This window comes from Citrobacter amalonaticus (genome assembly GCF_037053465.1).
GTDB lineage: Bacteria > Pseudomonadota > Gammaproteobacteria > Enterobacterales > Enterobacteriaceae > Citrobacter_A > Citrobacter_A amalonaticus_H.
In genome coordinates, this window is the sequence record NZ_JBALIF010000005.1 from 323,813 (window position 1) to 342,293 (window position 18,481).

Annotated in this window: 8 protein-coding genes, 1 tRNA gene and 1 pseudogene; 7 read left to right on the forward strand and 3 right to left on the reverse strand. The window is 46.9% G+C overall.

The genetic code is table 11. From position 1 onward, the window contains the following. Positions 1 to 6: 6 nt before the first annotated feature. The gene (locus WB371_RS11220; protein WP_336220134.1) at positions 7 to 1,389 is read right to left on the reverse strand and encodes a glycoside-pentoside-hexuronide family transporter; all 1,383 of its coding nucleotides are present in this window, start codon (positions 1,387 to 1,389) and stop codon (positions 7 to 9) included. A gap of 288 nt (positions 1,390 to 1,677) precedes the next feature. Between WB371_RS11220 and WB371_RS11225 the strand changes: the two genes are divergently transcribed. The 3 genes and pseudogenes from WB371_RS11225 to WB371_RS11235 all read left to right on the forward strand — a co-directional run. Next, positions 1,678 to 1,772 (forward strand) — tRNA-Sec (locus WB371_RS11225). 787 nt (positions 1,773 to 2,559) lie between these two features. After that, complete coding sequence (locus WB371_RS11230; protein ID WP_336220135.1) at positions 2,560 to 7,434, forward strand: autotransporter outer membrane beta-barrel domain-containing protein; 4,875 nt, start codon at positions 2,560 to 2,562, stop codon at positions 7,432 to 7,434. Positions 7,435 to 7,533: 99 nt separating this feature from the next. Beyond that, positions 7,534 to 7,683 (forward strand): annotated as a pseudogene (locus WB371_RS11235) (integrase core domain-containing protein); the annotation flags it as partial. 170 nt (positions 7,684 to 7,853) lie between these two features. Here the strand turns inward: WB371_RS11235 and WB371_RS11240 are convergent. Together WB371_RS11240 and WB371_RS11245 are read right to left on the reverse strand one after the other, a co-directional pair. Continuing rightward, entirely contained in the window at positions 7,854 to 8,684 is an 831-nt protein-coding gene (locus WB371_RS11240) for a helix-turn-helix transcriptional regulator (protein WP_336220136.1), read from the reverse strand. A gap of 922 nt (positions 8,685 to 9,606) precedes the next feature. Next, entirely contained in the window at positions 9,607 to 13,452 is a 3,846-nt protein-coding gene (locus WB371_RS11245; RefSeq protein ID WP_336220137.1) for a S6 family peptidase, read from the reverse strand. A 347-nt stretch (positions 13,453 to 13,799) separates the two neighbouring features. Here WB371_RS11245 and WB371_RS11250 point away from each other — a divergent pair, with 347 nt between their 5' ends. From WB371_RS11250 to WB371_RS11265, 4 genes are all read left to right on the forward strand, one after another. After that, entirely contained in the window at positions 13,800 to 14,336 is a 537-nt protein-coding gene (locus WB371_RS11250) for a fimbrial protein (protein WP_336220138.1), read from the forward strand. 68 nt (positions 14,337 to 14,404) lie between these two features. Then, complete coding sequence (gene pefC / locus WB371_RS11255; RefSeq protein ID WP_336220139.1) at positions 14,405 to 16,762, forward strand: PefC/AfrB family outer membrane usher protein; 2,358 nt, start codon at positions 14,405 to 14,407, stop codon at positions 16,760 to 16,762. Further along, on the forward strand, positions 16,755 to 17,456 hold the full coding sequence (locus tag WB371_RS11260; RefSeq protein ID WP_336220140.1) for a fimbrial chaperone: 702 nt from the start codon (positions 16,755 to 16,757) through the stop codon (positions 17,454 to 17,456). The genes pefC and WB371_RS11260 overlap by 8 nt, the downstream gene beginning before the upstream one ends. Before the next feature lie 19 nt (positions 17,457 to 17,475). Further along, positions 17,476 to 18,471 carry a fimbrial protein gene (locus tag WB371_RS11265; protein ID WP_336220141.1) on the forward strand — a complete coding sequence of 332 codons (996 nt, stop codon included), beginning with the start codon at positions 17,476 to 17,478 and terminating at the stop codon, positions 18,469 to 18,471. Positions 18,472 to 18,481 lie beyond the last annotated feature (10 nt).

The following is an 18,481-nucleotide window of genomic DNA, read 5'->3' on the forward strand; positions in this document are numbered from 1 at the left end:
GTTCCTTTAGTTCTGAAAGTCGTTATGTGTGAATTCTTGCTGATTGCGGCGCGCCCCCTGAGCCAGTTGGTTGAGGATCGTTTTCAGATAAGGCGTTTTCAGGGTGTAGTAGCGTTTGGCGATCATGGCACTCAGCAGGTAGCAGACGGCAGGGACAAGCGTAAACAGCGCAATAATGATACTGATGGTGGCGCCGTTTTGGGTTTTCGCCGCCGCGTCATAGCCGCCGCCCGCCAGCATCCAGCCAATAAGCGCGCCGCCAAGCGCCAGACCCAGTTTGAGCACGAACAGCGTTCCCGCGAAGCTGATACCGGTCAGGCGTTTCCCATTGCACCATTCACCGTAATCCACCGTATCGGACATCATTACCCACTGGATTGGCGTCACCAGTTGGTGCAACACGCCAATCACAAAAATAAAAGCGAACATAGTGAGGCTGGCGTGCATTGGAACAAAAAACATCATCAGACTGACGACGGCCAACGCCGCGTTGGTCCACCAAAAGACACTGACTTTGCATTTCCAGTCGGTGAGGGGTTTTGCCAGCGCGGAGCCAATCAGGTTGCCAACGCAGTAGGTGGTCAGGAAAGCCACGAATACCCCCGGTGTGCCGAGGATCCAGGTGACGTAATACATCATCGCCCCGCCGCGGACACAGACGGCGAGAATGTTGAGAATGGTCAGCAGCCCCACAACCCGCCACTGGTCGTTTTGCCAGATATCGCGCAGATCTTCTCGCATCGATGTCGTCCCAGGAGGCGCTTCAACACGCTCTTTGGTGGTAAAGAAACAAAACGCCAGCATCAGAAACGCAACCACGGACAACACGGCAATCCCGCCCTGAAAACCGAGCGCTTTGTTTTCGCCACCGATGAAATTCACCAGCGGCATCATCAGAACCGTCGAAAGCATCCCTCCCGCCGTCGCAAGAACAAAGCGCCAGGACTGCAAGGAGATGCGTTGCGTGGGATCGTTGGTGATCACGCCACCCAGCGCGCAGTAAGGGATATTCACCACGGTATAGAGCAGCGTCAGTAGCGTGTAAGTAACTGCGGCATAGATCATTTTTCCGTTCAGGCTGAGATCCGGCGTACTGTATGCCAGGACGCAAACGAGTCCGAACGGCAGCGCGCCAAACAACACCCACGGACGGAATTTTCCCCAGCGGGATCGCGTGCGATCCGCCAGCAGCCCCATGCATGGATCTGAAATGGCATCCAGCGCTCGCGCCAGTAAAAACATGGTGCCAACAAAGCCTGCGGGAATACCGAAAATATCGGTATAAAAAAACATCATATACAACATGACGTTATCAAAAATGATATGACTGGCGGCGTCACCCATCCCGTAGCCAATCTTCTCCCTGACGGACAAAATATGATTTGTCATCGCATATCCTCTGGCATTTTTACGTGTACTGAGACCGGTTACCACTTTTGTAAACCATTACATTAAATGTGGGTATTCCAATTTCTGGTTATCAAATTACGATTCTTGTTTTCTGTGATCGCGGTTGTGCCAGAAGATGTCAGAAAATGTAACCACCGGAATTTATGAGGATTTATTTGAAATCGATCATGGTAAGGAGAAAGGGAAGTTAAAAAAGTAAGGGAAGGGGTGTGGAAATGTCAGGAAGTAGCTATAATGCGCCCCGCCTCCATGTAGCAATGCAGGCGCGGAAGATCGTCGTCTCCGGTGAGGCGGCTGGACTTCAAATCCAGTTGGGGCCGCCAGCGGTCCCGGGCAGGTTCGACTCCTGTGATCTTCCGCCAGTTTGCCTTTCCTGAACGCTATCTAAGTCAACTAATCCCTTCTAATACCTATAACTGAAAGCATCAATGCTCTCCTTGGGTCAGCTCATGTCTATCAGAATCAAGTGAATTCTGGGGGCATAAAAGATGCCCCACTTATGCTCCCAATGAAGTTAACAGCCCGACAAGTTGAGACTACGAAAACACACCAAAAAGGCTGGTGCAAAGGCGTGTTTATCGCTCACCGACCAAGCGACCACTTAGTTATGGGCGATGCCAGCCAGTTGGTAATAGCGACAAGCCGGATAGGTGCTTCCATGTCACTGATCTCGCGGTTGATGCAGCGTGGCGCAGCAAACCGGCGATGAAATTCAAAGTGTGAATTACAATATCTCTTCAGCTGTGGAAATATAAAAAAACATTTCATCAATCACATAAATATATCCATTCAATATTTGTGAACCGGATCTATTTATTTTGCTTTCAGACTTAAATTCATAAAATAAATCGCAATAACCACCACATAAAATGAAAAGTTTTGTTACTGAATGATATTTTTTACCATATTCATTTTTTATTTCTGAATATAAATAACATTATCACCATATAAATAAATTGGCGTAGCAATGATACAGAACAAAAAAAACACATATAAAGAGTATGAAAAATGACACAATCTAAATTGCAAACTTTATAATTTAAGACTTTAATGCATTATCTAATAATCATTCAAAATAGAATAAGAATTTTTATTACCTGCGTATATGTATCCCTATCCCCCTATAAATTGCAAGGATGTATTTAATCAATGAATAGAAATTACAATATTGTATGGAATAGTGCGAAAAATATGTATGTTGTCGCCTCTGAACTGGCGTGCGGCGACAGCCGGGTAAAAAGCCAAATACGCACGGTCGGTCTGGCGGTAAGTTTACTACTTTGCGGTTTTGGCGCCTATGCGGCCGAGGTCGGCCCGCAAAGCGGCGCAAGTATTATATTACAGAATGGCGATACCGTTACCTCGACGACGGGCGGCACTGGCATAGACAGCCACGTCACGGGCGGTAGCGGCGTACAGATTAACGGTGGCGCGGTTATTGATATCGCCGGCGATTCCGGCTCAGTCGGCGTCGTGCTGGATAATGGTACCAATAACAACCTGGGCGATGGGACAAAAATCCAGGTCGTTGACACGGGGACGTCATCCGTAACAAGTTCTGATGGAATGGATATCACCAAATTAAATGCCGACACCCATGTCACCGCTAATAATTTGCAGATCGACGTAAGCGCTGAAAACAGCGCTTATGGTATTTATGCTGCCGGTACAAGAAGCCTGATTGATTTAGGGAAAGGAAGCACTATTACAGTAGAATCAAAATCAGGTGATGCTTATGGCGTCTATTTAAACAATACCGCTGGCAGTTTCAATATTGATAACGGGTTGATTCAGGCGTCGTCAGAAAAATACTCCGCCGAAGGAATTTATGCGTGGCAGACGACGGTTGCTTTAGGAGACAATACCCGGATTGATGCCAATAGCGGCAGCAGCTATGGGGCGACAGGAATCGATCTTAATACCCGGAGTACCCTGACCGGCAACAATGTCGATATTAATGTTACGGGATTGAGTAATTTGTATGGCGTAGAACTTGATTCCAATAGCAGCGCTAATTTAGGTGATGGCAGTTCAATTACAATATCGGGAAACACCTGGAATGCGTATGGTGTTTCCGTCACGACAGGCACCTCTTTTACCGCGAACGGTATCGCTATTGATTTATCGACCACCTCGACCAGCAGTAATTCCTCATTTACCGGGGTAGAGATTTACGAGGGCGGTAATGTTGATCTGGGTAGCGGCTCATCTATTACTTCGCGAGGCTTTCACGGCGGTCATGGCATTTCTATGATGGCTGATTACGACAATGCATTGCTAAAAGCGGATCACCTTACCGTCGATGTTCAGGGCAATGGTTATATGTATGGCATCCAGCAAGACGGCGGCGAGATGGATCTTGGCTCCGGTAGCAGCATTAGCGCCAACGGGCAGGCCGATACTATCTGGATCACCGGCGGTGATTTTAAAGCCGATCAATTGACGGTTAAAACTGCGCAGGCGAACGGTATCACCGCACAGAGCGGATCCGATATAGTCAATGTCACCGTTGGCGCGGGCAGCGTTATCGATGGCCGAGATATCGGCGCCAGCGGTGAAACTAATGGTATCTGTATGGGCTACGCCGGATACGGCGGTTATAGCGGTGTTTTTAACTTCAATGGTACGGCGGATAACCGAAACACGATCTATGCAGTCAACGGTTATGGCGCATCGGCGCAGTTCTCTGGTCAGACGATGAATATCTCCAATACCGATATCATCATGAGCGGCGATGAAAAAACCTATGGTTTATGGTCGATTGGCAACAACAGTTTCACCAGCGCCGGGATCATTAACGGCGAAAACCTCTCTATCGATATGACCGGCGCTAAAGAGAACGGCTACGGCGTGGTCGTACAGCAGGGCGGCATCATCAATCTTAGCGGCGACACGACTATTACCACAGATGGCGGTGTCGCTATCTGGGATCCGAAAGTCACCAGCTCCGGCCAGCTTGTTCAGGGCGGCACAGTCAATGGCACCGGCAAAATGAATATTATCGGCGATATCGTCAACAGCGGTTGGGGTTATATCGATTTGTCGATGGACGCCGGTTCTTACTTTGCAGGCGCAACATCCGTTGCCAAAGATCTGGGTAAAGATTCGGTCATCAATCTGACATTAGCCGATCAAACCCAGTGGATGATGAACGGCGCGTCGTCATTAACCACGCTCGATAACGCCGGGCAGATCGTATTTGAGAAAGATGCAAACGGAACATGGAGCACATTAAACGCCGATAAAATAACGCTGGAACAGAGCAGTGAACTGGATGTCGATTTAAGCGCCGTCGCCAGCGGCCCATTGATTACTGGCGGCGACATCACGCTGGACGGTAAGCTGGAGATGACCGATTCACAGAATATCACCAGCGATAAACAACTGGAGCAGTTGCAGTCGGTTACGCTGATCGATGCCGACAGCGCCATCAAGGGCAATTTCGACGCCATCACGGCGGCCAATACCGCGCCGGATTATCTCGCGGCTGGCGGTTGGGTCGATGCGAATGATAATACCCAATATGACATCGGCGTGGGATTAAGCTGGTATGCGGGAAGCTCATCGTTCGTTACGCCAGCGCACGGTAACTTTACGCTGGACGCGGGTAAAAGTTTTGAAGTCACCCAGTCGCTGGTGGATGTCGCCCCGGAAAGCGCTACCGGCTGGGACGGCAAAACGCTGACCAAAAAAGGCGCCGGTCTGCTTACTCTCTCCGGCGACAATACCTACAGCGGCGGTACCACAATTGAGGACGGTATGCTTGCGGCGACCAACGTCAACGCGCTGGGCAGCGGCGACATCGTCAACGATGGCTGGCTGTTGCTGGACGCCAACGGGCAATTCGCGCTTAATCAGGATTTGACTACCCACAGCGGCGGCGTAACGCAAATTGAGCAAGGCAGCACACTGCAGGTGGACACGCTGACTCAGGATGAAGGCAGCGTGCTGGATGTTAACCTGGACGTGTCGGACGACGCCCCGGCGAATATTACCGCGCAGCAGGCGAATCTGGACGGTACGCTGAATATCACTGGCGTGTCGGGCGAGCTGAATACCCCTGACGGCAAAGTCACGGTCATCGACAGCACACAGCCGATTAACGGCAATTTCGACGCGTTAACCATCGCCGGAGATCCTGCCGATCAGGTAGATTTCATCACCATTGTAGGGCGAGACGATAAAACGGATAACACGCAGTTCGATGTCTCTGTCGCATTAAGCTGGTATGCCTCTCTTTATGCGCCGCTTACGCCGGCGAACGGTAATTTCACCCTTAATCACGCCGATCAAAGCTTCACCCTGAATACGCCGCTGACCGATGTCGCGCCTGAGAGCGCCACTGGCTGGGACGGCAAAACGCTGACCAAAAAAGGCGCAGGAACGTTGATTTTGGGGGCGAACAACACCTACAGCGGTGCAACGCAGGTTGAGGGCGGCACGTTGTGGCTGTCGCAGGGCGCTTCCATCGGCGCGGCTGGCAGCCAGCAAATGGTTGATGTGGCGCAGGACGCCACCTTCGGCGGCAGCAACAATGCGGTGGTTAACGGCAACATTGAAAATCAGGGCAATCTGCGTTTTGACGATACGGTTACCGTCAATGGCGATGTGACCAATAATGGCGCGATCGAGAGCGGAAGCGGCAACGTTCCTCTGACCAGTACCCGGCTGACCAGCACAGGAGCGCCCAATAATACCCTGGTGATTAACGGCAACTACACCAGTAACGGCGGCTCCCTGACGCTGAATACGCAGTTTGGCGGCGATGACTCGCCGAGCGATAAACTGGTGGTGACCGGCGACACCGCGGGCACGACCACGCTGTATGTGAACAATGTCGGCGGACAGGGCGCGCAAACGGATAACGGCATCGAAGTCGTGGACGTCGGCGGGGCGTCGAACGGCGTCTTTACCCAGGGTAATCAGGTGCAAATAGGTCTGTATGAGTACCGCCTGTATCAGGACGGCGGCAACTGGTATTTACGTTCGCAGACGGATGATAACGGCGGCGGCGGAGATAATGGTGGGGGCGGAGATAATGGCGGGGGTGATAACGGCGGCGACGTTCCGGATACCCCTCAATATCGCGCGGATATCGGCGCTTACCTGGGCAACCAGTGGATAGTGCGCAATCTGCAAATGCAGACGCTGTACGACCGGGAAGGTAGCCAGTATCGTTCCACAGATGGCAGCGTGTGGGCGCGTTTCAAAGCCGGTCACGCGGATACATCCTCGGCGGGCGGCAATGTCGACAACGACCATAACTATTCGCAGTTCCAGTTGGGCGGCGATATTGCAACCTGGAGTAACGGTCAACAGGGTCTGAGCGTCGGCGTGATGGGCAGTTACATCAATGCCGACACCGACAGCACCGGCAACCGTGGCGCGGACGGTAGCCGCTTCACCGCCTCCGGCCATGTCGACGGTTATAACCTCGGCCTGTACGCCACCTGGTTCGCCGATGAGAAAACGCACAGTGGGGTATATGTCGATAGCTGGTATCAGTACGGTATCTATAAGAATCATGTGGATAACGGCGACGTAGGCTCTCAGGGATACGACTCTTCGGCAAACTCCGCCTCGCTGGAAACCGGTTATCGCTTTAATATGCCGCTCAGCAATGGCAACACGGTCAGCCTGACGCCACAGGCGCAGGTCGTCTGGCAAAATTATCAGGCCGACGGCGTAACAGATAACGGCGGCACGCGCATCGACGACCAGAACAGCGATAGCTGGACGACCCGGCTGGGCCTGCGCGTGGAGGGAAAACTGGGCAAAGCTGACGGCAATATCATTCAGCCGTTTGCGGAAGTCAGCTGGCTGCATACCACCGATGACGAAGTGGTATCGTTTGATGATTCTCAGACTAAACAGAACATGCCGGCCGATCGTGCTGAACTAAAAGCTGGCATCCAGGCGAATATCGCCAGCCAGTGGAGCGTGCGCGTTCAGGCGGAGGGCCAGACAGGCAGCAACGGCTACGACGACCTGAACGGCAGTCTGAACGTGCGTTATAGCTGGTAACATCCACTTTCATTTTTAACCGAAAGAAAACCCGTGCGCAGTTTAAAAACAGCGCACGGGTTTATACATTTCCCGGCGATTAAAATCGCATCTTGATCCCGATTGTTGAATGAAGTGCGGGAAATCACGGAGAAATGGTTATCAGAATATCACTGTGAACGCCCGCATGAATTACTGAACAATATGACACCGAAGGAATACCGACAGCACCATTATTTGGCCGGGAACTCAAAAAATGCATGGAACTAAAACGGGTCTATTTACACCAGCAGTGGAGGCATAATTCAAATGGATGATCCCCATTTACATGAAGAGTCAGCCGCTGTCTGTATCAGAACCGGGGGATTTCCCCGGTTTTTTCTGCGAAATGCCTTTATATATCAGAACCCGCTGTATGGAATATCATCGGAATTCATCATTCAGGCCTGTTTTTTGACTTTCAATGAAAACTGTTTCGGTGTGATGCCAAAGAACTCTTTAAAGTTACGAATAAAATAAGACGTACTGGTATAACCCACTTCATTGGCAATACTGTTTATATGCTTCTCGGTCGTCGTAATGAGTTTTGCCGCCTGGTGCATGCGTATATCCAACACCAGCGTATTAAAATTATTACTCTCCTTCTCAAGTTTTTTACGAATCGACACCTCTGACATATGTAAAATACCTGCGAGATCTGCCAGCTTCCACGATTTTGTGAGATCAGCTTCAATGATTGTCTTTAGTCGCTCAGTAAAGGTGGTATCCGTTGATACCGACAGAGAGTAAACCAACGATTCTATGTCCCTAATTTTAGAGAGAAGATAAGTAATCTTATAAACTTGTCTGTGTTGCTGGACGTCATTTCCGATTAATCGTTTGAAGATTTTAATGTCTGTTTCATCAACAGGACAGGTGAAGATTTTACGCCGCATCGAGTTGACTCTTTGCGGATCCAACAGAAGCGGCTCCATAACTTTACAGATGCAACTTAACACTTCACTGTCAACGTGATAGATCTCGTAGGGTACCCCTTTACCTAACACTTTTAATGCAACATCAATCACTGTGTTTTTTTCAACATAACAAAGTGAATCAGGAGGAATATTAAAGGATTGCCCATCTTTCGTTTTTACAAGCAGTTGTGCATCGTGCAGATAGATAATAGCGCAATTGTAAAAACGAATCTTTTTCAGCACCAACGTATTGTTGTGTGCATAACTTTCCTTCGCCGGAAAAGTAAGGTTACTTAAAGCACTTTGACTATTCATTCAGTCACCCCCATGCTTTGTATGCATATAATTTCATGGGTTATCAGCCATGTAAACTCGGAATTTTTTGTTTATGGGAATAGTTTATAATTTTAATTATTCATTTTTTAACTATATATTTCTTTAAAATACATAGCATTACCCCGAGGCCTTGGTGGGATAGTTAACAATTTTAATATTTTTCAAACAAAACTATGCGTAATTGCAGCAATCACACAGTTTGCACAAGAAAATAATTTCTAAGTAGAACTGGAAGCTTTCTGGTGGATTCCGCACCCAGCTTTAGTTTTATCGAACGTATTTTATTATAAATATTATTCTCTTTTAGCTGTGTTATCGTCGCAATCTCTCTGATTTTTTTCCTCTTAAAAAAATACAAATAGACTATTTTCCTCTCATCGTCCGTGAAGTTTTTGAACACCGTAACGGGTGAGGGGCTGCGACTCGTAAGAATACGAAGCTTCTTCTGTCGGCAAGATACCTGCTCAAGATATAGACATATTACCGGGAGTTGCTCCATAAGAAAGCAGTAAGAGAAGTAATCATCTCTGTCGCAAATGAGATAGACTTTACAATATTTATTAAGTATCTCTTGATGAGTATCAATATGTTCATATTTGAAACATTTTATTTCTGAATTATCGTCAGAGAGTAATGTCAATCCGTAATTGAAATATGCATTTTTACTCGCCAATAAAAAAGCAACGGACATAAGAACCCTTAGCTATCAAATGTATTAGGCAACCTAACTAAAATTGACTATAAGGTATAGAAACATCAAAAACCATCCTAAAAAATAACGCTACACGATAAAATTATGCTCTCCAGATTGATTTGTAAATACATTTAATTCTCACTTACAATTAATTAATTAAAAAGTCTGAACTATCCGTTCAGACTTTTTTGTTTTTAACAATTAAGCTCAGAATGAATAACGAATATTGGCGTTGATTGCCTTATCGATATCGTATTGACCAAGGCTCGAGCGCTCAATATTGAGACTAATCCTAGTGTTTTCTTTAATTTCGGCATTGACACCAAAATTAAAGTTTATACGGCTATCTTTACCATTTCTGATGGAAGTCTCCCCGCCCAAATCACGGACAACCGTCTTCGCCGGATTAAACAGATCATACTGATAATGAACGCCCGTCAGCGCGGTCAGCGTCCAGCCTTTACCCATAAAGGTTTTACCGATTTCAACGCCGGTGCGACCAATCAAAGGGTTCTCCTGATTACGCTGCATCGTGATGTCAGAACCTTCAGACTGCCAGGCAAAACGGTTTCCTGACACCGTGCCATAGACCAGCTCCGTCTGCGGCTCGACAAATGCCTCTCCAGGCAACGAGAAGCGCCAGCCTGTTTCCACGCCCAGATACCAGGAGTGTGATTTGTAATCCTGCTCTGGCATTGACACTTCCGTTGCCGAATAGTGGTTGTCGTGGCGGACATACTTCCCGATCGCATCCACATACAGCCCGGAATCAAACATCGCGGACGCATAGAGGCCAATCCCGGTTGATTTCGTTTGACCAGACCAACCCGTACCATGACTATTATTGTTAGTGAACGTTGCTGTTACACCGGTAAACAGATCGCCACCGTTAAACAACTGTTTTCTGTCAGCCCCTATCTGCAGGTGAGTCCAGCTATTAGAATAACCGGCGTCGGCAGAACCTGTCCCGCTATAGATACGCGCCCACGCCCCGGTTTCACCATCCGTATTACGCAGATCGCCCATGCGATAATTCAGGTTGTTCATCTCCGTCAGGAAGTTCTTATATCCAACGTCCATTACGGATTTCCCTGCCTGAAGCGCCGCCTTATCCTGCTGAACATTAAATCCTTCCAACCGCCATTGCTTGCTGTTTGCTGTCTCCACCATACTCAGTTGCGGTGTATAGATATGGAAACCTGTACGTTGTGTGATCGGCTTTAACGTAAATACATCGCTTTCAGTGGCTTTCGGCGCGTTGACCAGCGGGAGAGCCGAAGCCGTGTTGTCGATTGCAGATATCGTCGGGACAACAACCAGCGAGTTATTTTTCCCGGTCAGCGACTGGTTAACCGTAACCGTATCCGCCGTTTTACCGTTGGTATTAAGGATGAATGTGCTGTTATTGGCATTCAGAGTTTCCACATTCAGTGCACCGACTGCGCCGGTATGGTTGAAACTGATTTGCGACCCTTTCAGGTCGAGGGATTTCACAACAGACTGCCCCTCTGCCTGCCAGAAGGTGTTCGTCATCGTCGCCTCTGCCAGTGGCGCGCTCAGGTTGCCGCCATAAGCTGTGAACAGATTCTTACTGGCCTCCTCTGCTGTACCAAAATTCAGGCTGGCAGCATCATCCGCCTGAATATTACCTGTCATAACGCTACCCGCGCCGGTATTCAGCGTCGCTCCCGCGCCTGTAAGGTTCCAGCCCCCGGCGGCGTACTCTCCGGATAACAACGAAAGCGTTGACCCTGTCCCGGCTGTCACTTCACTGTCAGAAACCAGCCCCGACGTTGCCGTCAGATTCGCGCCATCCGCCAGCGACAGCGGTGAGTGACTGAAACGGCTGAACTGGCTGAGAACGGCATCACTGGACGCCACGGTCACCGCACTGTCGATACTGTCAATCCCGCCAGTAAAGCGTTCATTAATGTTCAGTGTGGAGCTGTTATTCAGCTGTACACGTCCGCTGAACCGGCTCTGATCCGCATCATTCGTCGCTTTTGACTGGCCCAGCGACGGCCTGGTTTGTACACCGTTGCCATCATTAAGATCGATATAGAGATCTTCACTGCCCAGCGTCACCGTGGAGTGGTCCGCAATGATGTTTGTGCTGAGGCTGGCATTTCTCGCCAGGTCGAACGCCGCATTATGCAGATTAAGCTGCTGCATACTGAACTGTCGGGTTTCCCAGTCATTCTGGGTAAAGGAAACCGGCTGGGTGAGGACAGAGTTGTCGCCAAGCGCCTTCAGCTTGTCCGCCACGGCCTGAGTGGTGACGGCATGAACGACAGGATGCCCCTGGATAAACAACCGACCATTATCCTGAGTTACGCTACCCTGCGTATCCATCCCGCCATCCATAACAAAGTCGTTCTGCGTTCCGGGCGTAACGGTATTATTGACATCAACATTGCCCGTGAAATGACCGTGCCAGATGTTGGCAACGGCCGTTGTGGCATCTGCTTTATTAAAATCCAGATTCACCGTAGCTTGCGATCCACTGTTCGTCAGCACAGCGCCTTCATCTGCGCCGTTGAGCTTATGGAAAGTAAGACTGTTACCATTGATATCGAGCTTACCGCCACGATAACCCCACTTTATATTGTCGGGATTCACCTGCTTATCATCACTCAGTACTACCGTTGGCCTGCCGCTGACAATGCTGACATTATTAAAAGCCTGCACGTTGCCATCGCTGTCTGGTCGTTGCGCCAGGATGACTGTCCCCTCACCGACATTCAGTCCGCCGGGATTAATGCCCGTACCGTTCACTTTCAGTGTCCCGGTACCAAGCTTATGCAGGTTATCGCCCTGAACGCCGTTCACCTGCCAGTCAACAGTATGATCGCCATTAATAATGATCCCGCCGCCTTTCCAGGTCTGAGAATCCAGGGGCTTAATACGATAATCATCATTAAACGTCAGCGTTCCCGCGCTCTGGTCAACGGTGTTTTCTAACACCACAGAACCACCGCCCTGGAAGGTGAGATCTTTGCCACTGTTTAAGGAAGCAGGTGACGCTGGGCCGACATTGCCATGCATTACCCAGGAGGCTGCGCCCTGGGTTAATGTGCCGACACCCGTCGTTTCATCATATAACCAGTGAATATCCCCTTCACTTTGTTGTGAGTTGACCGGGGCGTCAGCATCCTGCTTCATAATATTGTCAACGTAACTAACGGGAACAATCGTATACCAGTTAGTTTTTCCGGTGACCTTACTCTCCGAGGCATGGAGTACGGCTAAAACAACCCATTTGTTTTGTTGTGTATCCCAGGCAAAAAGCGGGGACCCACTATCACCTGCCATCCCCCAGGAAGTGAGAGGCGAATTATCTATATTGGTCGAGAAACGTAAGTTTGAAGAAAAAGGTGGATTAACTATTCCTCCCGTTTTATAGGCATAGCCACCGGCAATACGGACAGGCTTACCATCTTTATCCATTACGTATTGTGTGCCTGTACCGACACGATAGAAAACGGGGAAACGCTCTTGATTCTGATATGTGCCGTTTGCCGTTCCGGCATTGGTTATATCCAGCGGAATAACCTCAGTAACGATTTTGTTCAGCCGGGGCAAATGAAAATCCAGCCCCCCCGGGTAGTTGTTTCGGCTTACCAACGTGTAATTTGTGTCATCGCCATAACCAAACCTTACGTTTTTATAGCCTGTATTATGTTTTACGCTCACGATATATTGCGGCGCGACCATCGTCGCAAAGCCTGTTCTTGAATTAGAACTAAAATCTATCATGGGCGCTTTATCTAACTTAGCAGCGATATTCCCATCTTTATCATACAGAGGAATATCTATCGCACCAGGTTTGAAAATCCCTTTATTTTCAGAAAAATCACGATAAGTCTGATAGGGTATATCATACACCGCTCTGGAAGCGGTTGATTCGGCAGAATACCCACCACCCAGCATACTCACTAAAAGAACACTTAGCGATATTCGTGAGGTGACCCGTCTTCTTATACCTTCACTGACTTCTGAAACGACAATCGCTTCGCCCTTTCTGTTCTTTTTTATTGCATATATTTTATTCACTTTATCCCCCGGCAAGTATCGGCCTGAATAACTGACAGTCAAACAACCGATGGCGTCGGTCAATAAATAAAGGCGGGTTTACTATTTTTATACCCTTAAAAGATATTTTGACAACGAACACATCTCGGCTGTTTTTACTTGCCCCTTCATCACAAAATAAAAAAATCATCACTCAAAAATAAGAGTGAGGTGAGCTACTGTGCCATAAATAAAAAAAGGAGATAGAAAAGTAACGATCGCTCACATTAAGGTTTGCCTGTAAATTTTCAGCGCAATATATTTTGTGTCGCTCATTAAGAAGGTTATGAGCTGACTTAAGAATTAAGCCTATTATTATGGAGTATAAAATGAAAAAGCTGATTTTAGGTTCGGCAATTCTGGCAGTTCTGGGTGTAGCGTCTAATGCCATGGCTGCACCAAACACCGGTACGGTAAACTTTACGGGTAGTGTTTCTACGGCAACTTGTGATGTTGCACTAAAAGATAATGCTGGTGGAGATATTGCTAATGTGAACTTGGGTGTACTTTCAAATACGGCAACGGCTAATGGTACTGCTGTCCCATTTAAATTAGTACCTCAAGATGCGACTTGCCTTGCAAAAACCTCTGCTAATGTTTCCTGGTCATCCTCTACGCTAGCTGCGGCAGGCATCACTAACGCTGCAACCGCGGGAACTAATGCTTATCTGTTAGTTTCTACAACTAATGCAACTCAAACAGGTACCGCTGCCGTAATCAAACAAGGACAAACCTCTTTTGATTATAGTAATACACAGGGTGGTATTAAATCATTCGATTATAGTGCCGTACTTGCGAAGCCGACCGCTGCTTTGACCGCTGGTCCATTCAGTGCTTCTGCAACCTATGTTGTGACCTATAAGTAATTATCTTTTAAATAAAAGGGAGTTCTCGCTCCCTTCTTAAATAAGATACACGTCGGCAAGGAATAAAAATGAAAATAAAAGTATTATGTGTCGCTATCATTTTTCATTTGTGGTCGAATGAAATTCTTGCCGACGATTTTAACTACAGCTTTATCCGCGGTGGCAGCAAAGAGATCCCCGAGGTATTGAAAAACACCGGGCAAAACATACCAGGAAAATATGTTGTCGATCTTCTATTTAATGGCTCTAAAAAAGCAACCTCTGTAGAGTTAATAATCAGCAATGATGATGCTGAGCATATTTGCCTTTCAGATAAATGGTTACAGGAAAACGGCATTAACATCAATAAAGAATTCTATAAAGCGTACCTTGATCCCGCACGCAACTGCTATATTATTGATAAAGAGAAAAACAGTCGGGTAAAATTTGATCCTTCCTTGCAGGAACTGTCAATCGCTATACCGCAGGCAGGATTTATCGAGACGCAAAAAAACGGTGGTTCCTGGGATTATGGCAGCCCCGGTTTTAAAATCGCCTATGACCTTAATACGTCAAAATCAAGCAACCTGGACCGGACAACATACGGTAATATCGAAGGTCAGGTTAATATTGGCGAATGGGTTCTGCTAGGCAGAGGGTATGCGTATCAGGGGGAGAAATTTCAGAGTAACAACCTGCTGTTAACGCACGCAATTAAATCGATCAAATCAGATATTTTGATTGGTAAAACCCAGTCATACAATACGCTGAATGACGGATTCACCTTTTATGGCGCACAGTTAAAGTCCAATCAGGATATGTATCCCTGGGACTCACAATCCTATGCTCCGGTAATCAACGGCATTGCCAGAACGCATGCCCGTGTGACCGTCGAACAAGGCGGTTATACATTGAAATCGTTCGTGGTACCGCCAGGTCCTTTTGTGATTAACGATCTGACCGGCGTCTATTCTGGCGATATTATTTTAAAGATTTATGAAGAGGACGGCACGGTCAAAGAACAGCGTTTCCCGGTCGCCGTTCTGCCGAATTTATTGAAGCCTGGTAATTATAATTACAATATTGCCGTAGGGAGCAAGGTTGACCAGTACAGCGACAAACGTGATGAGGATAGCTTATTCGCGCAAATGACCTATGATTACGGTTTTGTGCCTTTTACACTCAATACGTCTGCACTGGTTGACAAAAACTATAATAACGTTGGCCTGGGGATTATCCGTTCCTTTGGCTGGTTTGGTGCAGTCGCAATGAGCGGCAACCTGTCGCAGGCCAAATATCATAATGGCAAAGCTATGAGCGGCTTTAGCGCATCAGTGAAGTATGCCCGTGCGTTAGGGGAAAACGCGAATTTACAATTGATCGGTTATCGTTTCAACTCAGAAAACTATATTGATTATTCAGATTTTAACTATCGCTATTACAGCCTGTTAAATAATAGACCTAAACAGCGGTATGAATCGATTATTACCTATCAGTTACCGGAAATGAATGTGTTCTTAAATATGTCTGCCTGGAAGGAGGACTACTGGGACAGTTCCAGTGAGGTTGGTGCAAATTTAAATCTCAGTAAGAGTTTTAATAATATCTCTGTCTCTCTGAATGCCGGATATTCCCGCTTGCAGGGAATGGAAAACGATTATAACGCCGGGGTTTCTCTCAGCGTACCCTTTAGCGTGTTTGATAAGGCGCAGTATAGTTTCTCGGGCATAAATTATGATCGTCGTAACGGCACGAATTTCAACACCGGTCTTTCCGGAAGTATTAACTCACGGTTAAGTTATAATGCATCCATCAATCAGTCAAAGAACACTACAGGAAGTGCGGTTTCTGCTTCTTATCTGTTTGATGGTGTGCAAACCTCCGCAAGCTATTCACAAATGGGGAGCACGTCGAGTTCGTCATTCCAGGTCGGTGGCAGTATTATCGGACTGCCTGATGCAGGTATTCTGTTTACGCCTGTGAAAAATGATGAAATTGCAGTTGTCCAGATGGAAGATGTTCCGGGCGTCAGATTTAATGGCTCCATGCCTGGTGATAAAAAAGGGCGCGCCGTGATACCGTTAACGGCGTATAACAATAATACCATCACCGTCAATGCGGAAAACCTGCCGCAGAGCGTTGAATTAACCGAAAACGCAATCAATGTGACGCCAACAGAAAACGCGATTATCTATAAAAAAGTGAAATACAGAAAAATCAACACCTATATTGTTAAAGTCATCAGCAGTAATGGTTTTGTCATTCCAATGGGGAGTATCGCTAAAAACGCGCAAAATCAGGAAATCGGCTACGTCAACAATGGCGGTATTCTGTTAATGAATCTGGAAGAGCAAGATGAAGGGATAATTTCTGTCGGTGATTGCAAATTCGACTCTCGATCGCTGAAGAAAGATATGGGTAAATTACAGGAGATTAAGTGTGGCTAAGAAAAATACACTACAGAAATTATTCACGTTCGCATCACTGTGTTTATTTACGGCATCCAGTCATGCAGCGTTTGTCCTTAACAGCACACGTTATGTTTTTGATGAAAAGAGAGAGAATATCTCTGTACAGGTAGATAACCAGTCCACACAGGAATATGGCGGACAGATATGGATTGAAAACCAGGATCAGAACGATAAAAACGTTTATTTTGTACCCAGCCCTACTTTTTTTAAAGTGGCGGATCAGCACAGACAAATTTTGCGCATCCTGAAAATTAATGATGCGTTACCAAAGGACAAAGAATCACTGTTCTGGATTAATATTCAGGAGATCCCTAAAGCACCAAAAGAAGGTGAGAATTCATTATCGATTGCACTGAATACTCAGGTTAAAATGTTTTATCGCCCTGATGCCCTGAAAGAGAAAAGAGAAAATGCAGAACAAAATATTAAAATGATAAGCAGTGAGGGCAGTACCGTTCTCTGGAATGACACTCCTTATTATTTTGCAATAATCAGTGTGAAACAAAATGGAACACCCATAAAAGTGAGTGAGGATATCAAAGATAAACTCTCTGTATTTGCTCCGGGAGAAAAAATATCACTGGGTAAGTCAGTCACCGGTAACAGCCTGAGTATTGTGGCATTCGATGATTATGGCGTTGATAAAGAGTATAAATTAACTAAATCCTGAAGCATATAAGGTCATTGCTATGTACAAATTCATGCTTGCTCTTTTCTTTGCTTTTTTCTCACTCAGTTCTTTACCCGCCAAAGCGGCAAACTGTAGTGGAGGATCGATACTTTTTAATACCGATCCCAGCGATCGTGGTTATTGGATGAATGGTTATACATCAGCAGATAATAAGTCACTGTTAATCATGAAAGTCACCGTACAAAATGGCATGAGTTGCGATCCGGATTATGTCGAGAATGCAGTGCAGAAGAGCAAGATGGTCATGAGAATGACCGGTGGCGGGTCTTGTAAAAACGGCAACACTATAACGACCCCTTATCCAGGCATTGAATGGCAACTGGAGGGTATGCATTGTGACACCAATAGCATTACCTCCGATAACATTAAATCTGTACCATGGAATGGGAGAGTTGACTGGCCTGCAGGCACTGTGCTGGGTAAAGCCAGTCTTGTGGTAAACGATCAATACTGGATCCAAAGTACCCAATCCGGTCGATATACTGTGAGTATCCAGATGCCGTCTGTAGGAAATACGCTTTCAAACAGCCCAGCGGTAAATGTCAGCTCTGGTTTGGGAGCAACCATTCCCTTTATTTTTAATGATAATGCCACCTGTGGAATGTCTCTTTCACCAGAAAATATCGATTTTGGTAAATTGACCCCAAGCGACCTTACCAGACGGCTATATAAAGAAATTTTAGTCTCTTATTCTTGCAGAAACGGAGCATTAATTAATGGCCTGTATGTTCGTTTTGACCCCGAGAATGTGGTTGATGCACCAAATGGGATGTTTAGCGCCAGTGATACTAATGGTCGGAAGCTAAACTTTCAGATCACCAGACTGTATGGTTCTGAACAGAACATACCACTAAATACTAATTATCAGGTTTATCAGCCAACAAGGAATGATCTTGATGCTTCAGCGCGCTTCAGAATCTATGTCAAACCTTCAACGCCGTTTCCTGCCGGGAAGGTTTCAACGTACCTCAATATTTCACTAATATACAGATAGGCAGGATGAC